The organism is Amycolatopsis sp. CB00013 (assembly GCF_001905755.1).
Classification (GTDB): domain Bacteria; phylum Actinomycetota; class Actinomycetes; order Mycobacteriales; family Pseudonocardiaceae; genus Amycolatopsis; species Amycolatopsis japonica.
Genome location: NZ_LIWC01000004.1, coordinates 656,804 through 676,247, shown reverse-complemented (window position 1 = coordinate 676,247; position 19,444 = coordinate 656,804). Strand labels below are relative to the sequence as shown.

Annotated in this window: 16 protein-coding genes; 3 read left to right on the top strand and 13 right to left on the bottom strand. The window is 70.8% G+C overall.

Annotated features, from left to right (window positions below; all coding sequences use genetic code 11):
* Nucleotides 1-575: 575 nt before the first annotated feature.
* The 5 genes from nudC to AMK34_RS29925 are packed head-to-tail and all read right to left on the bottom strand — an operon-like array spanning nucleotide 576 to nucleotide 7,678.
* Complete coding sequence (nudC, locus tag AMK34_RS29945) at nucleotides 576-1,589, bottom strand: NAD(+) diphosphatase (protein ID WP_073847559.1); 1,014 nt, start codon at nucleotides 1,587-1,589, stop codon at nucleotides 576-578.
* Nucleotides 1,589-2,965 carry a M16 family metallopeptidase gene (locus tag AMK34_RS29940; protein ID WP_038518922.1) on the bottom strand — a complete coding sequence of 459 codons (1,377 nt, stop codon included), beginning with the start codon at nucleotides 2,963-2,965 and terminating at the stop codon, nucleotides 1,589-1,591. The genes nudC and AMK34_RS29940 overlap by 1 nt, the downstream gene beginning before the upstream one ends.
* Complete coding sequence (locus AMK34_RS29935; protein ID WP_073847558.1) at nucleotides 2,962-4,266, bottom strand: M16 family metallopeptidase; 1,305 nt, start codon at nucleotides 4,264-4,266, stop codon at nucleotides 2,962-2,964. The genes AMK34_RS29940 and AMK34_RS29935 overlap by 4 nt, the downstream gene beginning before the upstream one ends.
* A gap of 21 nt (nucleotides 4,267-4,287) precedes the next feature.
* Entirely contained in the window at nucleotides 4,288-5,877 is a 1,590-nt protein-coding gene (locus AMK34_RS29930; RefSeq protein WP_073847557.1) for a DUF2207 family protein, read from the bottom strand.
* A 31-nt stretch (nucleotides 5,878-5,908) separates the two neighbouring features.
* Nucleotides 5,909-7,678: a DUF2207 domain-containing protein gene (locus tag AMK34_RS29925; protein ID WP_338020568.1), complete on the bottom strand. Its 1,770-nt coding sequence runs from the start codon at nucleotides 7,676-7,678 to the stop codon at nucleotides 5,909-5,911.
* Between the two features lie 267 nt (nucleotides 7,679-7,945).
* Between AMK34_RS29925 and AMK34_RS29920 the strand changes: the two genes are divergently transcribed.
* Nucleotides 7,946-9,208: a neutral zinc metallopeptidase gene (locus AMK34_RS29920; RefSeq protein ID WP_083650032.1), complete on the top strand. Its 1,263-nt coding sequence runs from the start codon at nucleotides 7,946-7,948 to the stop codon at nucleotides 9,206-9,208.
* 205 nt (nucleotides 9,209-9,413) lie between these two features.
* Here AMK34_RS29920 and AMK34_RS29915 read toward each other — a convergent pair whose 3' ends face one another.
* Nucleotides 9,414-10,295, bottom strand: coding sequence for an RDD family protein (locus AMK34_RS29915; RefSeq protein WP_073847555.1), 882 nt, complete (start codon nucleotides 10,293-10,295; stop codon nucleotides 9,414-9,416).
* Nucleotides 10,296-10,356: 61 nt separating this feature from the next.
* On the opposite strand from AMK34_RS29915, the gene AMK34_RS29910 reads away from it, so the two are divergent.
* Nucleotides 10,357-11,364: a stage II sporulation protein M gene (locus tag AMK34_RS29910; RefSeq protein WP_038518935.1), complete on the top strand. Its 1,008-nt coding sequence runs from the start codon at nucleotides 10,357-10,359 to the stop codon at nucleotides 11,362-11,364.
* A 17-nt stretch (nucleotides 11,365-11,381) separates the two neighbouring features.
* Complete coding sequence (locus AMK34_RS29905) at nucleotides 11,382-12,455, top strand: hypothetical protein (protein ID WP_038518938.1); 1,074 nt, start codon at nucleotides 11,382-11,384, stop codon at nucleotides 12,453-12,455.
* Between the two features lie 80 nt (nucleotides 12,456-12,535).
* On the opposite strand, the gene AMK34_RS29900 is transcribed toward AMK34_RS29905, so the two are convergent.
* The 7 genes from AMK34_RS29900 to AMK34_RS29870 all read right to left on the bottom strand — a co-directional run bounded on the left by AMK34_RS29900 (nucleotide 12,536) and on the right by AMK34_RS29870 (nucleotide 19,361).
* Nucleotides 12,536-13,318: an RICIN domain-containing protein gene (locus tag AMK34_RS29900; protein WP_073847554.1), complete on the bottom strand. Its 783-nt coding sequence runs from the start codon at nucleotides 13,316-13,318 to the stop codon at nucleotides 12,536-12,538.
* 85 nt (nucleotides 13,319-13,403) lie between these two features.
* Entirely contained in the window at nucleotides 13,404-14,150 is a 747-nt protein-coding gene (locus AMK34_RS29895) for a maleylpyruvate isomerase family mycothiol-dependent enzyme (protein WP_073847553.1), read from the bottom strand.
* Nucleotides 14,151-14,208: 58 nt separating this feature from the next.
* Nucleotides 14,209-15,495, bottom strand: coding sequence for a DUF58 domain-containing protein (locus tag AMK34_RS29890; RefSeq protein ID WP_073847552.1), 1,287 nt, complete (start codon nucleotides 15,493-15,495; stop codon nucleotides 14,209-14,211).
* On the bottom strand, nucleotides 15,495-16,454 hold the full coding sequence (locus tag AMK34_RS29885) for an AAA family ATPase (RefSeq protein ID WP_073847551.1): 960 nt from the start codon (nucleotides 16,452-16,454) through the stop codon (nucleotides 15,495-15,497). Before AMK34_RS29885 ends, AMK34_RS29890 begins: the two co-directional genes overlap by 1 nt.
* A gap of 17 nt (nucleotides 16,455-16,471) precedes the next feature.
* A complete protein-coding gene (locus AMK34_RS29880; protein WP_073847550.1) occupies nucleotides 16,472-17,596 on the bottom strand; it encodes a DUF4350 domain-containing protein in 1,125 nt (374 codons plus the stop codon).
* Entirely contained in the window at nucleotides 17,593-18,234 is a 642-nt protein-coding gene (locus AMK34_RS29875; RefSeq protein WP_038518953.1) for a DUF4129 domain-containing protein, read from the bottom strand. Before AMK34_RS29875 ends, AMK34_RS29880 begins: the two co-directional genes overlap by 4 nt.
* Nucleotides 18,228-19,361 (bottom strand): hypothetical protein, encoded by a 1,134-nt coding sequence (locus tag AMK34_RS29870; protein ID WP_038518956.1) that lies wholly within the window; start codon nucleotides 19,359-19,361, stop codon nucleotides 18,228-18,230. Before AMK34_RS29870 ends, AMK34_RS29875 begins: the two co-directional genes overlap by 7 nt.
* Nucleotides 19,362-19,444 lie beyond the last annotated feature (83 nt).

Genomic DNA, 19,444 nt, shown 5'->3' with positions numbered 1-19,444 from the left:
GAAGGGCCGCTCAGGAGGTTCGAGGCCTCCCGGGCGGCCCTTCGGCGACGCGGTGGGGACGGCGAACCGCCGCAAGGTGTTCTTCGCCGCCTTGAGGGCGAATCGCCAACCCTTCGGCTCTGGCTACCGGCTCGTGGTCGAACCCGCCTGAGTACATGAAGGCCCCCTTCATGGCGCTAGGCGCAATGAAGGGGGCCTTCATGTACTCGGCAAAGGCGTGAAGGTCGAGTTTCCTCGGCTGAGCCGAGGAAAGGGGCCTTCACGCGCAGCCGTTGTGACTGCTGGTGCGAGTGAGGCGAACGCGGCGATTATCGAGTCCGTGAAGGCCTCCTTGAGGGACTCTGGGTCCCTCAAGGAGGCCTTCACGGAACGATATTTGTTGATCTACGGCTGACCTGTGCGTGGGCGCCGTTCCGGACCGGGCCGAGCGTTGTCGATGAAGGATTTGGGACGTTCACTGTCCCAAATCCTTCATCAACGGATGTACAACGCCCCAAACCCGTCAGGCGCGACCCACACCAGCGGGCAAGCAAAGACGAGTCCCTCAAGGAGGCCTTCACGGACCGGGTCAGCCGTCAGACGCCGGCCCAGGCCGCCAGCATCACGCGCGCGATCGACGAGTTCCCCGGCAGCACCAGCTGCCGCGTCCCACCGGCGATCGGGGTCGGCACGGCGCCCGCGTTCCGCAGCTGACTGTTCGCGAAAGCGGCCCGCACCTCCTCGCGCGAAACCCAGAACGCCTCTTCGATCTCGCCCTCGGCGGGCACCAGCTGAGAAGAGATGTCCGCCCGCGCGGTGAAACCGAGCATGATCGACCGCGGGAACGGCCACGGCTGGCTGCCGAGATAGCGCACATCGCGCACCTCGACGCCGACCTCTTCGCGGATCTCCCGCTCGACACAGCCTTCGAGCGACTCCCCCGCCTCGACGAAACCGGCGAGGATCGAATACCGGTCCGGCGGCCAGATCGGCTGCCGCGCCAGCAGGACGTGCTCGCCGTTGACACCGGCGTCGTCGTGCACGAGGCAGATCACGGCCGGGTCGGTGCGCGGGTACTCCTCCCGGCCGCAGCCGGTGCATTTGCTCGCCCAGCCCAGCTGGACCAGCTCGGTCGAGCTTCCGCAGCGCGTGCAGAACTTCGCCTGCCGCCGCCAGGCCTGCAGCGCCTGCGCGGTGGTGAACAGCCCGGCCGACGTGTCGTCGAGCAGGTCGCCGTAGCCGCGCAGGTCGACCCAGATCTCGCCTTCGTGCCGGGCGACCTGTTCCACGACGCCCCAGCTGCCCGCCATTTCGACGGTCTCGGTCTCGCCGGCGGGGCGGCCGGGCATCGACCAGTAGTCGGTGCCCTGCCACTCCCCCAGGAAGACCGCCTCGGCGGGCGGCTCGGTGCCGAACTCCTGCGACTTGCGGGTCGCGAGGCTGCCGGAACCCTCCACCACCGGGGTGCGCGCGTGCTCGTCGAGCAGCACGACCCGGGCGTTCGGCCAGCGCTCGGCGAGCCTGTCCGGGTTGGTGCGCAAGGATTCCTGACGGTCCGCCGTGGAGCGCGAAAGCGTCGGGAGCGCCCCTAACCCGAACGGCGTCTCCATCAGGCGGGCTCCCCGACGGTCACGTCGCCCAGCGCCGTCAGCTTCGGCGCGAGGACGTCCGCGTCGCCGACGACGACACCGGTGAACCGCTTGGGCGCGAAGAACTCCAGGGCGGCGTTCGCGACGTCTTCGGCGGTGACCGCGGCGAGGCGCTCCGGGTGCCCGGCGAGCCATTCGACACCCAGCCCCGTCGCGGCGAGCGCGGACAGCTGCGCGGCCAGGCCGCCTTGCGACGACGCGGCCGTCACCAGCGAACCGATCGCGTACTGGCGCACCGACTCGACCTCTTCGGCGGTCGGCGGCACGAGACCGAGCCTGGCCAGCTCGTACCGCGTCTCCATGAGCGCGGCGGCGGTCGCGTCGGTCGCGGTGTCCGCGTCGACGTTCACCACGGCGGTCTTGTCGGTGAACTCGAATCCGGAGTGCGCGCTGTAGGTGTAACCCTTGTCCTCACGGATGTTCTCGACCAGCCGCGAGGAGAAGTACCCGCCGTAGACGAGGTTCGCCAGCTGCAGCGCCGGGTACCGCGGGTCCGTACGCGACACGGTCTGCGCGGACAGCCGGATCTGCGACTGCACGGCACCGGCCCGCGGCACCAGCAGGACATTGCCGCCGACGAGGTCGGGCAGCGGGGGCAGGCGGACGGCGGAACGATCCGAAGCCCAGCCGCCGAACGCCTTCTCCAGGTCGCCGATGACGGTCTCGGGGTCGATGTCGCCGACGATCACCAGCACGGATCCCCGCGGCAGCACCGAAGCCCGGTGCAACGCGCGAACCTGCTCCGGCGTCACGACGGCCACGTCTTCGGCCTGCGGGACCTCGCGCACGGCGGGGTGGTCGCCGTAGCGGTGCTTCTGCAGCGCCTCACGGGCGATCGTCCTCGGCTGCGTGCGGGACACGGCGATCCGCTCGATGAGCCGCTCGCGTTCCCGCTCGACCTCGGCGTCCGCGTACGACGCGCCGGTGAGCGCGTCGGCGAGGACGTCGAGCATCGTCGGCAGGCCGTCGGCCAGCGAGGTGCCGGTGACGACCAGGCGCTCCGGGTCGACGCCGGACGCGAGGTCGCCGCCGATCAGCGCCAGATCCGCGTCGATCTCGATGCGGTCGCGGCGGGCGGTGCCGGTCAGCAGGGTTTCGGCCAGCACCTCGGCGGTGGCCGGGTGCAGCTTGTCCTCACCGGCGAATGGGATCCAGACGCGCAGCTCGACCAGCGGCACGGTCGGCTTGCGGACGGCGAGCACCCGCAGGCCGTTGCTCAGCGTGGTGTCCACATGGGACAGATCCGCGGCGGCGCGCTGCGTCCCCAGCGACGGGACCGGACGCGGCCCGGCGGCCGTGCGGCCGATCTCCTCGGCGGTGCGGTGCGGTGCGCTCACTGCTCGGAACCTTCCTGCTCGGAATCAGCACTACCGGGACGGATGACGAGGACCGCCCGCGAGTCCGGCCGCAGCGCCTTCGCCGCCGCCGAAACGGCTTCCGCGGTGACCGCCGACATCTTCTCGGCGAGCCGGTACACCAGCGACGCGTCGCCGTAGAGCAGCTCGAACGAGCCGAGCGCCAGCGTGCGGGACACCAGCTTGTCGTGCTCGGAGTGCAGGCTCGCGGCCCAGCGCGCGGTGACCTTCTTGAGTTCCTGGTCCTCCGGCGGCGTGGCCGCCAGCTTCTCCAGTTCCTCGTCCAGCGCGGCGAGGACCTGGTCGGTGCTCACCTCGTGCGGGTGGATCGCGGTGATGGTGAACGTGTCCGGGTCGCGCGCCTCGAACGGGCCGAAGAGCCCGGCGCCCGCGCCGATGTCGACGACCAGCGGCTCACGGTGCACCAGCCGCTGCTGCAGCCGGGAGCCGTCGCCATCGGTCAGCACGCCGGCGAGCACGAGGTTCGCCAGGTAGCCGTCGAGGTCGTTGATCGGGTCCGGCATGCGGTAGCCGACGCCGACCGCGGGCAGCGGGGCGTGCGGGTCGACGTGCTCGCCGCGCAGCTCGCCCTCGGGGGCGGGCTCGGCGAACGACGGACGCTGCGGCGCGGGCCGGTGCGGAACGTCGCCGAAGTGCTTCTCGATCAGCTCGCGGGCCTCCTCGACGGTGAAGTCACCGGCGACGGTCAACACCGCGTTCGCGGGCGAGTAGTAGGTGTCGAAGAAGGCCGCGCAGTCGTCCAAGGTGGCCTGTTCGAGATCCTCGAAACCGCCGTAACCGTTGTGCGCGTTGGGGAACGTGGAGTACAGCACCGGCGGGAGCAGGATCCACGGGAACCCGCCGTACGGCCGGTTCAGCACGTTGAGGCGGATCTCCTCCTTGACCACGTCGATCTGGTTGGCCAGGTTCTCCTGCGTCAGCTTCGGCGCCCGCATCCTGTCCGCTTCGAGGAACAGGGCGCGCTCGAGAGCCGCGGCGGGGAGTACCTCGAAGTAGTCCGTGTAGTCCGGATGGGTGGAGCCGTTGAAGCTGCCACCACTCGACTGGACGTACCGGAAGTGCGCGAGCTTCTCCAGGCTCTCGCTCCCCTGGAACATCAAATGCTCGAAGAGGTGCGCGAAACCGGTGCGCCCTTCGGGCTCGGAACGGAAGCCCACGTCGTAGTGGACGCTGACACCCACCACCGGAGCGGTCGTGTCGGGCGCGAGCACCACGCGCAGACCGTTGTCGAGGGTGAATCGGACAAGCTCGGGATCGGCCATGCGCACCACCCTACGGGCTACTCAGGCCTCCAGGCGACGACCCTGGCGGGTCGCGGCGAAGGTTCCCACCAGTGCGGCGGTGAAGTCGCTCACCCGCGCGATCGGGACCTCGCCGTCGTCTTCCTTGCCGTACCAGTAGATCTTGGGCGGACCCTTCAGTTCGGCGAATCCGGCGACCCACCGTTCTTGTTCGCCGAGAGCGAGCGCGTACGGCAGCGCCCGGGAAAGGAGCACCTCGCGTTCGAGCTTCGGGACGTCCGTCGCCTTGGTCGCCAGCAGTGCCTCACGGACGCCGAGCAGCCGCCGGTGCAGCAGCACTCCGGCGCCGGTGCGCACCGGCAGCCATCGGGCGGCGACGGCGAGTACCGCGCCCGCGGCGATGACGATCAGTCCGAGCTGGGCGTAGCCGACGGTCAGGGCCAGCAGGACGGTGAGGAACAGGCCGTAAAGGCAGATCCGCAGGCCGACGCGCGTCAGCCTGCCCGGCAGACGCGAATACCAGCGGCGCTCGACAACGCTGTCGTCCAGCTTCTCCCGCACCGATTCGACGCCGATCCGCGCGGCTGGGATCTCCGACAGCAGTACCGACTCGCTTTCGCCGGGCAGGAGGAGGTCGAACACGGCGCGTTCGTAGTCGGTCAGCTGCTCGTCCGGCGGATTGCGGCGGACGAGCCGCCAGCCGGTCAGCTCGCCGGGCTCCTCACTCACCCAGAGGTAGTTCCGGACCGCGAGGTCGACGACCGTCGCGGCCAGGTCGACGGCGTCGGCGCGGCCCGAGAGGACGGTCCCGACCTGTCCGGGAAGCACACCGTCGGGTGACGAGAACGCCTTCCCGGTGAGCAAGCGGACCGGGAGCGCGTCACCCGGGTGCCTGTCCCGCCTCCGCAGGAGGGCCAGGCCGACGGCGGCCGCGATCAGCACGAGGGCGAAGCCACCCCACGCCCAGCCGACCGGGGCGGTGAGCACGAACGCCCCGGCGAAGGTCTTCGACGGCTCCAGCCGCGCGTTCGCCGGGACGGTGCCACCGGGCAGTTCGACGGAGATCTCCATCCGCTGCCCCGGCGCGAGGTTCTGCTGGCTGAACCGGGTCAGCCCGGAATGCGCGATCTGGGCGGTCGCGCAGTGCGCGCGCGACCCCTCGGGCCCGGCGTAACAGGAGACCGCGTTCGGGATGGCCGGCGCGGCGAAGCTCGCCCGCACGAGTTCGAGCCGGGCGTCCCAGCCGCCCGCGAGCTGCCAGCTTACCCGGGTCAAGCCGTCGGCTTCGGCGACCGCACCGTCCACTGTGTACCGGACGATCGAGGTGCCGCCCTTGAGCTTGACGGTGAACTCGTCATCGGTCAGCTCGGCGTTGCCCGCCCCCTCGATGACGACGTCCCGGATGCCGATGATCCGGTCGCGGTCGCGCGGGGCGGCCGTGCGGAGCGGGATACGGCGGGTCATCGTCGCCTCACTCGGCACGGAGACCGCCTCGACGACCGTGAGGGCGCCGTCGCGTTCCACCTTGAGCGAGATCTCCGCGCTGTTCGGCAGTGCGGGCAGTTGCGGTTCGCTCTGCGCCCCCGCCGGTGCCGCACCCAGCACCAGCAGGAGAAGCACCGGCAACAGCACGCATTTAGTCCTCTGAATGCGGTACTTCACGTCAGGCGGGGACCGGCTCCGGGCGCAGCGAGCGCAGATGCCCGGATTCGGCGAGCAAACCGTCCAAAGCGGACAGGAACGACGGCAGATGCGCGGCGAACCGGCGCAGATCCCGATCGCCCTCGAGCCCGCCGAACCAGTACAGCCCGGCCGAACCGTCCGCCGACGGGTCGAGCCCCTCGAACGTCCGGAGCCAGTGCTCGGTGTCGCCGAGCACGATGGCGTACGGCAGCGACCGGGAGAACACCATTTCCCGGTCCCCCAACGGGATGTCGGCGACCTTGACGGTGTGCAGATATTCGAGCAGCCCGCGCACCTGGCCGACCAGGCGCCTGCCGCGCGTGGTCCTCGGCGGCACCCACGCGGCGCCCAGCAACGTCGCGACCCCGGCGAGCGCGACCGCGACGCCGAGCAGCGCGTGGCCGGCCGTGAAGGTCAGGACGACGGTGGCCACGAGTCCGAGCGCGATCAGCCCGATACCCGCCCAAGTCAGCTTGCTCTTGCCTTTGTCCGGGCGCCGGGAGAACCAGCCCTTGCGCACGACGTCGGCGTACATCGCCTCGCCCGCCACGCGGAGATCGACGGTACCGCGGCCGCGGAGTTCCGACAGCAGCACGGAATCGGTGCCCTCGGGCAGGAGCGCGGTGTAGATCTCGCGTTCGAAGGCGGCGAGGTGCTCGTCCGGCGCGTTGCGGCGCGCGATCTGCCAATCGACCGTGCCGGCGCCGCGGACCTCGGCGATCCACAGGTAGTTGCGGACCGCGAGATCGACCACCGTTCCGCTGACGTCCACGACGTCGACCGTCTCGTCGACGACCGTCCCGACCTGTCCGGGCAGGACACCGTCGGGCGAGGCGAAGGAGACCCGATCGCCCTCCCGCATGAGGACGTCGACCGGGCCGGTGCCCGCGGCGAGCGCGCCCCGGTCACGGCGGCGCAGCAGCCAGACGGCGAGCGCGCCGAGGATCAGGAACAGAGCCAGTGCCCCGAATCCGATACCGGCGAGGGTGGTGAGAGCGAAGGCGCCGCCGACCGAGGCGATCTGCTCGAAGCGCGCGTTCGCGGGCACCGTGCCCGCCGGGAGCTGGACGGCGAGGTCGACCCGTTCGCCCGGCGCGAGCTTGTCCTGCTCGATGCGGACGACGCCACTGTGGTCGGTCTCCGCGAGCGAACACTGCCGGTCCGAACCGAGCGGCCCGGCGAAACAGTCCACTGTGGGCGTTTCGCGCGTCGGCGCGCTGAACGAGGCGGACACCCGGGACAGTTCGCCGTCCCAGCCGCTCGCGACCTGCCAGCGCACCTGCTGCGCGCCGTTGACGTCCGCGACCGCACCGTCCACTTTGTACTTGAGGGTGGCCGCGCCGCCATCGAAGGTGGCGACCAGCTGTTCGCCGTTCGTCTCCGTCTTGCCCGTGCCCTCGACCGAGACGTCACGGATCGCGTACACGCGGTCCTGCTCTTCACCCGCGGGAACCTTCAACGGGATCCGGCGCACGAGGTGCTGTCCACCCGGGACGGTCACCTGCTCGGTGATCGACAGCGAACCGTCGCGTTCCACCTTCACCGCGACGTTCGCGGACGCCCCGCTCGGCGGCTGGAGCAGGCCGAGCTGGCCGCGCGCGCCCAGCGGCGGCGGCTTCGGCAGCTGTGGCGCGTTGGTCAGCGAAGGGCCCGCTCCGGGCGCCTCCGGAACGTTCGTATCCGACGGCGGGGCCATCAAGGCCGAGCTCGCCGCGACGGCCACGACCGCCGTCCCCCATTTCGTCAACACAGCCACACACTCTAGGGCAGCCGATCTATGCTGACCGCCGAAACGCCGAATCCGCCACCTGGGCGAACGGCGTTGCCGAACGCATGGGGGATCCACTCGATGAACCAGCAGCCGCCCGGCCCGCCTGATCCGCGGCGCCGGCCGACTCCGCCACCGCCACGGCAGCCACCCCGGCCGCCGCAGGGCGGCCGACCGCTTCCGCCACAGGGCGGGCGTCCACTCCCGCCGCCGGGAGCGCGTCCGCTTCCACCGCGCGGGGGCCGGCCGATGCCGCCGCCGAACCGGCCGGGTCCCGTCCCGCCCGGTCGCCCGCCGATTTCCCGGCCGACGCCGGTTCCGCCGCCGTTCCGGCCGGGTCCGCCGAGCGGTGGCATGCCGCTGCCCCCGCCGGGCGCGGCACCGCTGCCGCCGCCGCAGATCGGCGCGCCGGTCCCGTTCCGGCCCGGAGCCGTCGGCCCGCCGCAGCTTCCGTACGGCCCGCGGTTCGCTCAGCCCGCTTTCGCGCCCTACGGCGGATACCAAGCCAAGAAGTCGAACGGCGGGGTGATCGCGGCGGTCGCGATCGTCGCCGTGATGGCGGTCATGGGCGGGCTGCTCATGGTGATCACCATCGCGAACGGCAAGTCGAAACACGTCGCGGACGTCGGCTACTCCAGCTATTCGGCAACCTCCACTTCGGACTACACGACGACCAGCGATACAACTTCGTCGACGACGACGGCCACAAGTTCGCGTGATTCGACCGGCACACGCGAGACGTCGACCGGCTCCACCCGGGAGACGTCCGCGAGCCGTGCCCCGTCCGGCCCGCAGCCGCACCACAAGCTGGCGGACAACCCGCTGTGGCTCGATTCCCAGGTCGGCCTGCCGAACCAGCCGTGCAACCTCTCGCGCTGGGCGAACAACCCGGACGCGGCTGCGGCGTTCTTCGAAAGCGCGCGGCCGTGCCTGGACAGCGTCTGGCAGCAGGTCATGAACTACACGAAACTGCCGTTCCGGGTCCCGACCGTGAAGTACCCGTCCGGCAAGAACTGGTCGAGCCCGTGCGGTGACGCCAGCGGCGGCTCGGTGGCGGCGTTCTACTGCTCGCAGAACGAGACGCTGTACATGCCGTACGAAGGCCTTCAGGTCTCTCAGTACGGCAACCGGCCCGGGGTCTATCTGGCGGTCTTCGCCCACGAGTACGCGCATCACATCCAGGCGCTTTCGGGGATCTCAGAGGCCTATTGGGACGCACGGTACGAGGCGGGCACAGACTCGGCGGCGGGACTGGAGATGTCGCGGCGCAACGAGCTTTCGGCGCAGTGTCTCTCCGGGACGTTCCTGGGTTCGACGGTGGGGCGCGGCGGCTCGGTCGATCAGGCGATGTACCGCGACGCCTGGCAGACACAGGACCGCGGCGACCACAACGGCGGCCCGCGCGACCACGGTTCCGACGCGCACGCCGTCTCGTGGTGGCAGCACGGCGCGCAGAAGAACCGGATGTTCCAGTGCAACACGTGGGCGGCGAAGTCGGCCGACGTTTCCTGATGCGCGGCTGCGATCCGGGTCGCGAGTGGCGGCGGGTTCGCGTGACCAGCGGGACGACACACGTGACTGGACGGACGACACACGGTGGCACCCCGGCCGCGCGAGTGTCGTCCGTCTGGCCGCGTGGGTCGTGAGTGGCAACTGTCGTTCTAACGCTCTTTACCACTCACGACCCACCCGAGCGGCGGCTATGCGACTTTGCCGGTCAGCCCGGAGGCGCGAAGGGGTTTTCCGGGGCCGGTTCCGCGGGCGGTTGCGGTTGGGCGACCGGGGCGGGGGCAGTCGGCTGCGGATAGGACTGCACGGCAGGCGGCCCGTACTGGACCGCCGGCTGCAGCTTCGCCTGGTCCCGTTGCCGCCGCTCGGCCAGCACCGCCGACAGGTACGCCCAGGACGGCACCCCCGGCGGCACCGGCGCCCCGATCGCCGCCGCGACCTGCTGCGCGAGCCCGTACCCGAGCGCTTCGGCCGCTTCGGGGCGAAGCTCGCTCGTGCGGCCCAAGTACTGGCGGACGGCCAGCGCGAGATCGTTCGGCAGCCGGGTCAGGTCCAGCTGCGAAGCCCAGTACGCCAGCTGCGGCGGCATCCCGACGTACGGCGTGCGGGCCGCGGGCATGCGTTCCCTGATCACCAGCGTGCCGGCGAGGTAGTCGCCGACGCGACGGCCGTTGGGTGACAGCAGCGACGTGACCACCGCCACGACGCCGAGCATGCCCAGCGCCCAGAAGTCGATGAAGAATCCGGCGAGCCCGCGGACCAGCGCGTGCCGGAACCGCACCGGGCCGCCGTCGGTGCGGACCACCCGCAGGCCGAGCGCCATCTTCCCGAGCGTGCGGCCGCGGCTCAGTGTCTCGCAGATCACCGGGTAGCCGACCATGATCAGCACAAGGGTCACCAGGAACAGCGTCAGCGCCAGCGCCTCGTCACCGAAGACGGCGACCTGGCTGAGCACCAGCATCGCGACGATCAGGGCGATCAGCTGGAGAGCGACGTCGAGCATCATGGCGAGCCCGCGGCTGGCCAGTTTCGCCGCGCGCACGTCCAGGACGACGGCCTCACCGGTGACGAGTTCGGACTCTTGTTCCACCCGGCAAGCGTAGTGACGAATAGGCTGGGCGACCAAGGACGATCGCCGGGAGGGCTCCGAGTTGGACGTGGACGTGTTCGTCGCCGCGCACCAGGCCGAATGGAACCGGCTGCGTGACCTCGTCGGCCGCGCCGGGAAGCTCAGCGGCCCGGACGCCGACGAGCTGGTGACGCTGTACCAGCGCGTCGCGACGCATCTTTCGATCATCCGCTCGGTCGCGCCCGACCCGGTGCTCGTGGCGCAGCTGTCCGGCCTCGTCGCGAAGGCGCGCTCGGCCGTCACCGGTTCGCACAGTCCCGCCTGGCGCGAGGTCGGCCTGTTCTTCACCCACCGGTTCCCGGCGGCGCTGTACCTGAGCCGTCGCTGGTGGCTGGCGTCGGCGGCGGCGTCGATCGCGGTGATGGCGATCGCGGCGGTGTGGATCGCCGGAGACCCGCAAGTGCTCGCGTCGCTGGCGTCGCCCGAGGAGTTCAAGGACCTGACCGCGCCGGGCGGGAAATACGAGACGTACTACTCGTCCGACCCCGCGGGTTCCTTCGCCGCGCGCGTCTGGACCAACAACGCCTGGGTGGCCGCGACCTGCCTGTTCCTCGGCGTGGTGCTGGGCGTCCCGGTGATCTACGCGCTCTGGGCGAACTCCCTGAACCTCGCGATCGGCGCGGCGCTGATGTCCTCGGCCGGACGGCTCGACGTGTTCTTCGGGCTGATCCTGCCCCACGGCCTGCTGGAGCTGACCGCGGTGTTCGTCGCGGCCGGGACGGGCCTGAAACTCGGCTGGACGGTCATCGACCCGGGACGCCGTTCCCGGACGGCGGCGCTCGGCGAGCAAGGGCGGTCGGTCGTGGTGATGGCGCTGGGGCTGACCGTCGTGCTGCTGATCTCCGGCGTGATCGAGGGTTTCGTGACGCCGTCGGGCCTGCCGACCTGGGCGAGGATAGGAATCGGAGTAATCGCCGAGATCGCATTCTTACTTTACGTGTTCATTGTCGGGCGTCGCGCCGCGAAAGCGGGCGAAGTGGGTGATGTCGACTGGCGATACGCTGGAGATTCTCGACCGGAAGCGGGCTGACCTGGTTAGCTCCTTTCATGGGGAGAAAACGGTTACGCGCCTTCGCGATCGTCGTCCTGTCCGTACTCGCCTCGACGCTCCTCGTCGGCGCGTCCCAGGCCAGGACCGTGTCCGCGCCGTCGGGCAAGCTGAACTGGGTGGTGAGCGTCGGCGGATTCCGGACCGACGCCGACCGCAATTACGTCCGCCTCGGCTATCTCGTGTTCAACCCGGCCGACAACACCGTCGCGCACAACTTCTGGACCTGGAGCCAGGCGGGCTTCCCCGTCCCGGTCGACAGCGGCGACGTCTACTACTGCGGTGACTGGGCGCCGGGTACCAATCCCCGCAACAACTGCCCGATCAAGACCGCGCCCGGTTTCACCGGCGCTCCGAACGGCCACTTCACCGGCACCTACGCCGAGAACTCCGGTCAGGTGGCCATCACCTGGACCAGCAGCACCGTCGACGGCACCACCACTCCCGTGAACCTCACGGAGACGTGGGCCGTTTCGGAGACGCGGCCCGGTCTCGGACGTCTGCAACTGGTGAGCGACAACTACTCGATCACCAGCGGCATCGCCTACGGCAGCAACGCCTCCCTCGCGCAGACCAGCAAGGCCCCGATGAGTTCGGTCCGCGCGACCCAGCGGTCGTACCTGCTCGAAGGGCAGGGCGTGAACCGCCGCGCGATCACGAACTGGACCCGCGGTAGCAGCGGCGCGCTCGGCGTCGGCCCGGCGTGGAACAAGTGCGACGACGGCTCCTGCCTCGGGTACGTGCAGTACGACTCCGGATGCGACCCGACCTCCTGTTGCCTCCCCGGCGCCGGATACGAGGCCTGCGCGAAGAAGATCATCGACACCGGCGACAGGCGGTTCTACTACCTGAGCGACGCCTTCGGCGGACGGCGCAACAGCTACGAGTTCTGGTGCGAATGCCTGTCCTACAACGGTTGCTACCTCGGCAACAGTCACGTCCGCCCGCTGCTGCAGGTGATCGACGACGCGGGCGCGTTCCAGGGCTGGGTCGGCGCCGAGGTCAGCCCGGACCGGAACGGTTCGCGGGATCCGTCGGCTGAGTACTACTCGAGTTTCGCGCTGGTGGCTTAGGTCCGCGTGGGCCGGGTTGGTCGTGAGTGGCGTTTCGGGTTAGAACCCGAAACGCCACTCACGACCAACCCGGCCGAAGCTCAGCAGGTGCAGCTGCCCTCGAAGGTGATGCTGTTCCCATCCTCCAGGCTCGCGCTGCCGGTGAACCGGATCTCGAACTCGCCCGGTTCGGTCAGCACGATCTTCGGGCTGGTCGCCGAACCGTCGGCGCCGGTCTTGGCCGCCGCCGTCTCGGAGCCGCCTTCGAAGACCAGCACGTTCTTCGGTCGTGCCGCGCGGACGAAGAAGTTCACCGGCACGTCCGCCGCGGGCTGGCCGTTCTCACCGATCACGCGCACCACGAACGGCTGGCCGGGCGTCTTCGTGGACAGCCGCTGCCCGTTCCCCGACAGGATCGCGAGTGTCCGCACCCCCGCCGCCCAGGTGTTGGACAGCCCCGGCAGCGAACAGACCTCCTGGTACAGACGCGATCCGACGGCGGGCGCCTCCGCGGTCAGGCAGCGCGCGGTCGCCACGTTCGCCAGCAGAACCAGCCCGGGCAGCCCGGCGTTGCGGCGCCACTGCTGGTGGCGGTCCTTGCCGTCGCACGCCACGAGTTTGACGCCGACACCGTCGACGGGGCTGATCGCCGTCAGGCACTGTCCACTCGCGACATGCTTGTACGACAACGCCGCCTTGTCGTACACCCATTGCGCGTTGGCGTCCTTCGCGTCCGCGAGCGAGAGCTTGCCGTCGGCCGCGGCCAAGGAGACGGTTCCGCCCCCGTCGGCGAGGTAGACGGGCTTCCCGGCGGGCTGCGCGGAAGCGGGTGACACGAGCAGCACCACCGGAAGCACCGCGAGGAACAGCACGAGCTTGCGCAAACCTGGCCCCATCCTGTCGGTCCGGATCTCCTTCCGAGCTAACCGCCCGCGCCCCCGCCCGCCAACCGGCACCACTCCATCGGGTTCAGCCGAACCGCACATGCGTCTGCCACAGCTTGAACAGATCAAGATCACCGACGACGTCCTCGGCGTCCTCGCGCTGGTAGAGCGCCAGCAACAGATTCGTCAGCGAGCCACGCACGGTCACGGCGGCCCCGCGCCGACCCCGCTCCCAGGTGACGACCGGGCCGTCGAGGCCGAGGAACCACGCGTGCTCCCCCGACTCGAAACCGACGGACCGGCCGGAACCGAGGATCTCCCGCTTCTCCGGCCTGAACTCGAAATGCAGCGGGAGCGATTCGAGTTCCATCCACTCGTCGATCGCGTCGCGGACGACTTCGGACGAAGCGCGGAACTCCAGGCCCGCGGACAGCGTCGCGTCGGCGCGGTGAACCAGCGTCTCGTGGGTGAAACGGCGCGCGTAGAACGACGCGGTCCGGTAGTGGAACGGCACCCAGACTTCGGCGTCGGGCCCCGCTTCCCGCAGCGCCGACGCCAGCGCGGAAGCGCCGTCCACCAGCCAAGACGCGGGCAACGGGCCGGAATCGTCGCCGTCCACCCGGCGCACCTGGTCGTCGGGAACCGGCGCCGTCGCCCGGCTCCGGACGATCTCGGCCGCCCAGCGGTGCCCGCCGCCGAGATGCCGCACCAGCGCGCCCAGCGTCCAGCCGGGACAGGACGGCACGGGCGCCGTCAGGTCGGCGTCCGCCAGTTCGGTCGTGAGCAATTCGGCCTGGGTGACGATCTCCGCGCAGTGCCGGTCGAAATCCATCGTGTCCTCCTGGTGATCGGTTCGCCAGGAGGTCGGAGCCGGCGCGCGGCTCTCGACATCAGAGCCGTCCGGCGGCCTTCAGCGCGAGATACCGGTCCGCCAGCCGCGGCGGCAGATCCTCGGGCACGGCGTCGACGACCTCGACCCCGTGCCGCGCCAGCCGCGCGGTGACCTGGCGCCGTTCGGCCAGCACCCGCTCGGCCGCCGCCGCGTCGTAGACGGCTTCCGCGTCGCCACGGCCCGCCGCCATCTCGGCGACCCGCGGGTCCGCGACCGAAGCGATCATCAGCTGATGCCGTGAGGTCAGCTTCGACAGCACCGGGAACAGGCCTTCTTCCAGCGGCGCCGCGTCCAGCCCGGTCAGGAGGACGACCAGCGCGCGCCGCCGGGTCCGCCGCAGCACCTCCGCGACCATGCCCCGCGCGTCGGTCTCGACCAGCGACGGTTCGAGCGGCGCCATCGCGTTCACCAATGCGGGCAACAGATCCGTCGATCCCTGGACCGCCGCGTGGACCTGCCGGTCATACGCCAGCAGATCGACGCGGTCACCCGCCCGGGCGGCGAGCACGGCCAGCAGCAGGGCCGCGTCCATCGCCGCGTCGAGCCGCGGCGCGTCCCCGACCCGGCCGGCCGAAACGCGGCCGGTGTCGAGCACCAGCACCACGTGCCGGTCGCGTTCGGGGCGCCACGTCCGCACCATGACATCGGACGCGCGCGCCGAGGCCCGCCAGTCGATCGACCGGACGTCGTCGCCGATCACGTACTCGCGCAACGAGTCGAATTCCGTGCCCTGGCCCCGGATCAGCACCGCGTTGCGGCCGTCGAGCTGCTGCAGCCGCGCCAGCCGCGACGGCAGATGCTTGCGGCTGTGGAACGGCGGCAGCACCCGCACGGTCCACGGCACGTCGTGCGAACCCTGCCGGGCGGCGAGCCCCAGCGGCCCGGTCGACCGGACGGTGACCCGGACCGCCGTCCGGTCACCGCGACGGGTCGGCAGGAGTCGTGTGGTCACGACACGGCGTTCGCCCGCGGGCAAGGTGAGGCGGTGCCGGTCCTCCGCGCCGGCGCTGGGCGGCCAGGCGTCGCGGAGCCACGCGCGCACCGGACGGCCGCCGGGATTGGCCACGGTCAGCGTGACCTCGCACTCCTCCCCCAGCCGCACGGACGTCGCGCCGGACCGCGCGAACTGAAGCCGTCGCACACTCCCGGCGAGCAGGAGATCCAGCACCACCAACAAAAGCAGCACCGCCGCGGCCAGCCCGATCCCGGCCCACGAGGGCAGCAGGAAACCGACCACCGGCGCCGCGAGGAGCGCCAGCAGCCCGAGCCGCCCGGTGACGGCCATCAGCGCGGAACGGGCACGGACGCGAGGACGCGGTCCAGCACGCCGTCGGCGGTCGCGCCTTCGAGTTCGGCCTCGGGCCGCAGGTCGAGACGGTGCCGCAAAGCCGGCCGTGCCAAGGCTTTGACGTCGTCCGGGGTGGCGTAGTCACGGCCCGCGAGCCACGCCCACGCCCGCGTCGCCGCCAGCAGCGCTGTCGCGCCACGCGGGGAGACGCCGAGCCGCACGGACGGCATCGACCGCGTCGCCCGGCAGACGTCGACGATGTAGGCGAGCACCTCGGGCCGCACGGTGACCCCGGCGACGGCGCGCCGTGCGGCGTCGAGCTGGGCGATCCCGGCGACCGGAGTGACCCCGGCCGCGCCGAGGTCACGCGGGTCGAAACCCTGCGCGTGCCGGGAAAGGATGCCGAATTCGTCCTCGCGGGACGGCATCGGCATGGTCAGCTTCAGCAGGAACCGGTCCAGCTGCGCCTCGGGCAGCGGGTACGTGCCTTCGTATTCGACCGGGTTCTGCGTCGCGATGACGATGAACGGGTCGGGCAGCGGCCGCGTCTTGCCGTCACTGGAGACCTGACGCTCTTCCATCGCCTCCAGCAGCGAAGACTGCGTTTTCGGCGGCGTGCGGTTGATCTCGTCGGCCAGCAACAGGTTCGTGAACACGGGGCCCTCGCGGAAGGAGAACTCGCCGCTGTGCGCGTCGTAGACGATCGAGCCGGTGATGTCGCCCGGCATGAGGTCCGGCGTGAACTGAACCCGGGTCGTCTCCAGGTCCAGCGCGGCCGCCAACGCCCGCACCAGCAAGGTCTTCGCCACCCCGGGAACGCCTTCGAGCAGCACGTGTCCCCGGCACAGCAACGCGATGATGAGCCCGGTGACGGCCGCGTCGTTGCCCACCACGGCCTTCCCGACCTCGGCGCGCAGGGCGATCAGCGCCGCCCGGGCTTCGGCCGCACCGTCCATACTGGACTGATCGCTACTCAAGACCGCTCCACCTCTCGTTCCACGACATCGAGTCCGTCCGCCAGCCGCACCAGCGCGGCGTCATCCGCGGGCGGATCCCCGTACAACAGCGCGCCGATCTCCGCGGGCGCCCGGCCGGTCCGCGCGGCGACGGACTCCACCAACGCGGCCGGTTCGGCGTCTCGGGTGAGCCCCAGCAACGGCCGGAGCCGCGCGCGGGCCGCCTCACGCAAGGTTTCCCCGGCGTGCGCGGCGGCCTTCGCCTTGCGATACAACCTCGCCCTGCCCTCGGTGGCCTCGGCCGCGCGGACCACGACCGGGATCGGCTCGGTCACCACCGGCCCCAGCCGTCGCGAGCGCCACAACGCCAGCAGCACCACCGCGACCCCGGCCTGCAGAGCCGCGTACGACCAGCCCGCCGGGATCAGTTCGGACAGCGGCTTCTTCTCGGTCTCCAGCGACGGGTCGGCGGGCGTCGGCAGGTACCAGACGAGCCGCTCGTGCTTGCCGAGCATCCGCATCGCCAGCGCCGCGTTGCCCTCGTCGGCCAGCCACTCGTTGGTCAGCGGGGCGGGGGTGCCGAGCACGGTCACCGTCCCTTGTGGACCGGGGACCTCGAGATACGAGCCGCCGTAGCAGTCCAGCGCCCGCGGTTGCGTGGCCGAATACTTCAGGCCGCCCATCGTCGCGCTCCCCGCCGCCACGGGATCCACGGCCTCGCACTCGGGCGTGCGGGTCTCGATCTCGGCCTGGCCGCTCACCCGCACGCCGGGAAGGACTTCCTCGACCGTGCCGGGGCTCGGCTGCACCAGCACGATGTGCTCGGCGTTCTGCCTGATCTCCGCGAAGGCGCTCTTGGGCACGTACTCGGGTTTGGTGATCAAGACCGTCGCGTCCCTCGCGACCCCCTTGGCCTCGGCGGCGGTGCGCACGATCGGGATCTTGACGCCTTCCCGTTCCAGCAACGTCGCCAGCGCGCGGCCGCCGCCGGGCTCGTAGGAACCCGGTTCGAGCGCGCCGGTGGTCTGCTCGCCCTGGAGGAGCACGAGCAGCGTGCCGGTCAGCACGATCATGAGGACGACCGCGAGCGGGAGCCGCACCCCGCGCCAGATCCGGCGGGCGTCGGGCGAAACCGAGGTCATCCGGCCGCCAAGGCGACCGGCCGGGCACGACGGCAGCGTTCGTCCAAATCGGACAGTGACCGGTAGCCGTCCGCCGTGGCGGGGATGTCTCCATAGTGGACGTCGTCGAACAGCCGGGCGCCGGCGCGCAGGGGCTCGGCGACGTCGGGAAGCAGCCGTCCGGCTTCGAGGGCGGCCTCGTCGGCGGTCCGTCCGGACTTCTCGTCGAGCAGCGCCCGCTCCTCCAAGGACCGCACCACGGCACGGAACCGCTCACGCACGGCGTCGTCGAAGTCGCCCCGCGCCGCGGCTTCCTCGGCCGCCTTGCGATGTTCGCCGGAAGCCTTGCGCTGCCCGGCGAACACGGCGCGCCCGCTCCTGGCCGACGTCGCCAAGGGTCCGGACTTCAGCCGGATCACCACGACCAGCACGATCAGCACGACGGCCAGCAGCACCACGGCGAAGATCCCGCCGGGCACGACGCCATTGACCGTTTCGAGGAAACCCAGCAGTTTCTCGACCACCCAGGTGAACGCCTCGGACAGCCAGCTCGGTTTCGCGGCCTGGTAGGCCGGTCCCGAGAGCTCCTCGGCGGCGCGCAGCCGGGCGGTGTCCCGGTCGATGTCGACCGGGACCTCGGTGAGGAAGCGCGTCACCATGCCTGCGGCGGAGGCGGCGTCTGGATGCCGGCCGCGCGGGCCAGCTCGATGTCCATGCCCTCGCGTCGCATCCGCTGGTCGATGTAGAGGATCACGGTGACCAGCGCGGTGAACGGGCCGACGATCGTCTGGGCGATCACCGTGCCGACCGACTGGAGGATCAGGTCACCGGTCGACGGGACGTAGATCTGGTCCAGATTGCCGAAGATCGACAGGAAGGCGCTGAAGCTGAACGGGATCGTGATGATCGACGCCAGGAACGACGAGATCACGTACGCCAGCAACAGGATCCCGAAGACCCGCCAGAACATGCCGGAGACCAGCTTCACCGACCGGCGGAACGCCTCCATCACGGTGCCGCGTTCGAGGATGAACGCCGGGCTGGCCAGCGCCCAGAAGGTGTAGGGGATGATCGCGGGCAGCAGGCAGAAGATCGCCCCGACCAGGATCGCCAGCGTGTAGAGCACGGTCAGCCCGAGCAGCGGCAGCAGCCGGGGCGCCGCCTCCTTCGCGGCCTCTTTGAACGTGACCGGTTTGCCGAGGACGGCCTTGCCCATCAGGACGGTCAGGAATCCGGTCAGGACAGTCGTCCCGAGCAGGGTGGCGACGAGGGTGATGAACGACGTCGCCAGCGTCCCGCCGAGGATGCCGACCATCTGGTTCATCAGTTCCTGATCGGTGGCCGCCGGGCCGAGATCACGGACCTGTTCGAGGTCGCCCGTCGTGTCGACCAGCAGCAGTCCGACCAGGTTGATGGCCGCGGTGAGCACGGCGGTGACCGCGGCGGCGCCGAAGACCATCCGCCAGTACTTGCGCATGGCCGTGACCGCGCCGTCGAGGATGTCGGTCAGGTTCAGCGGGCGCAGCGGGATGACGCCGGGCCTGCCGAGGCCGACCTTCCAGTTCGGGTACTGCTGCTGCGGCGGGGGCTGGTACGACGGCAGCGGAGGCGGAGGCGTCGCCCCGGAGGGTGACTGCCACTGCTGCGCCGCTTGCCCCTGCGGCGGCGTCGGCGTGTCCGACTGCGGCGGGGCCGGTGTATCCGCCTGCGGCTGTGGTGATTCCCCCGCCTGCGGCTTCGGCGTCTCGGTGCCTTCCGGCCCGGACGGTCCGCCGGTCTCCGTCATGCGACAGCCCCTTACCCGTTCACGTTGCTTACGAACACTCTTCCAGAGGGTCCGACACCCGGCCAGAGCTGGGGGGACGACAC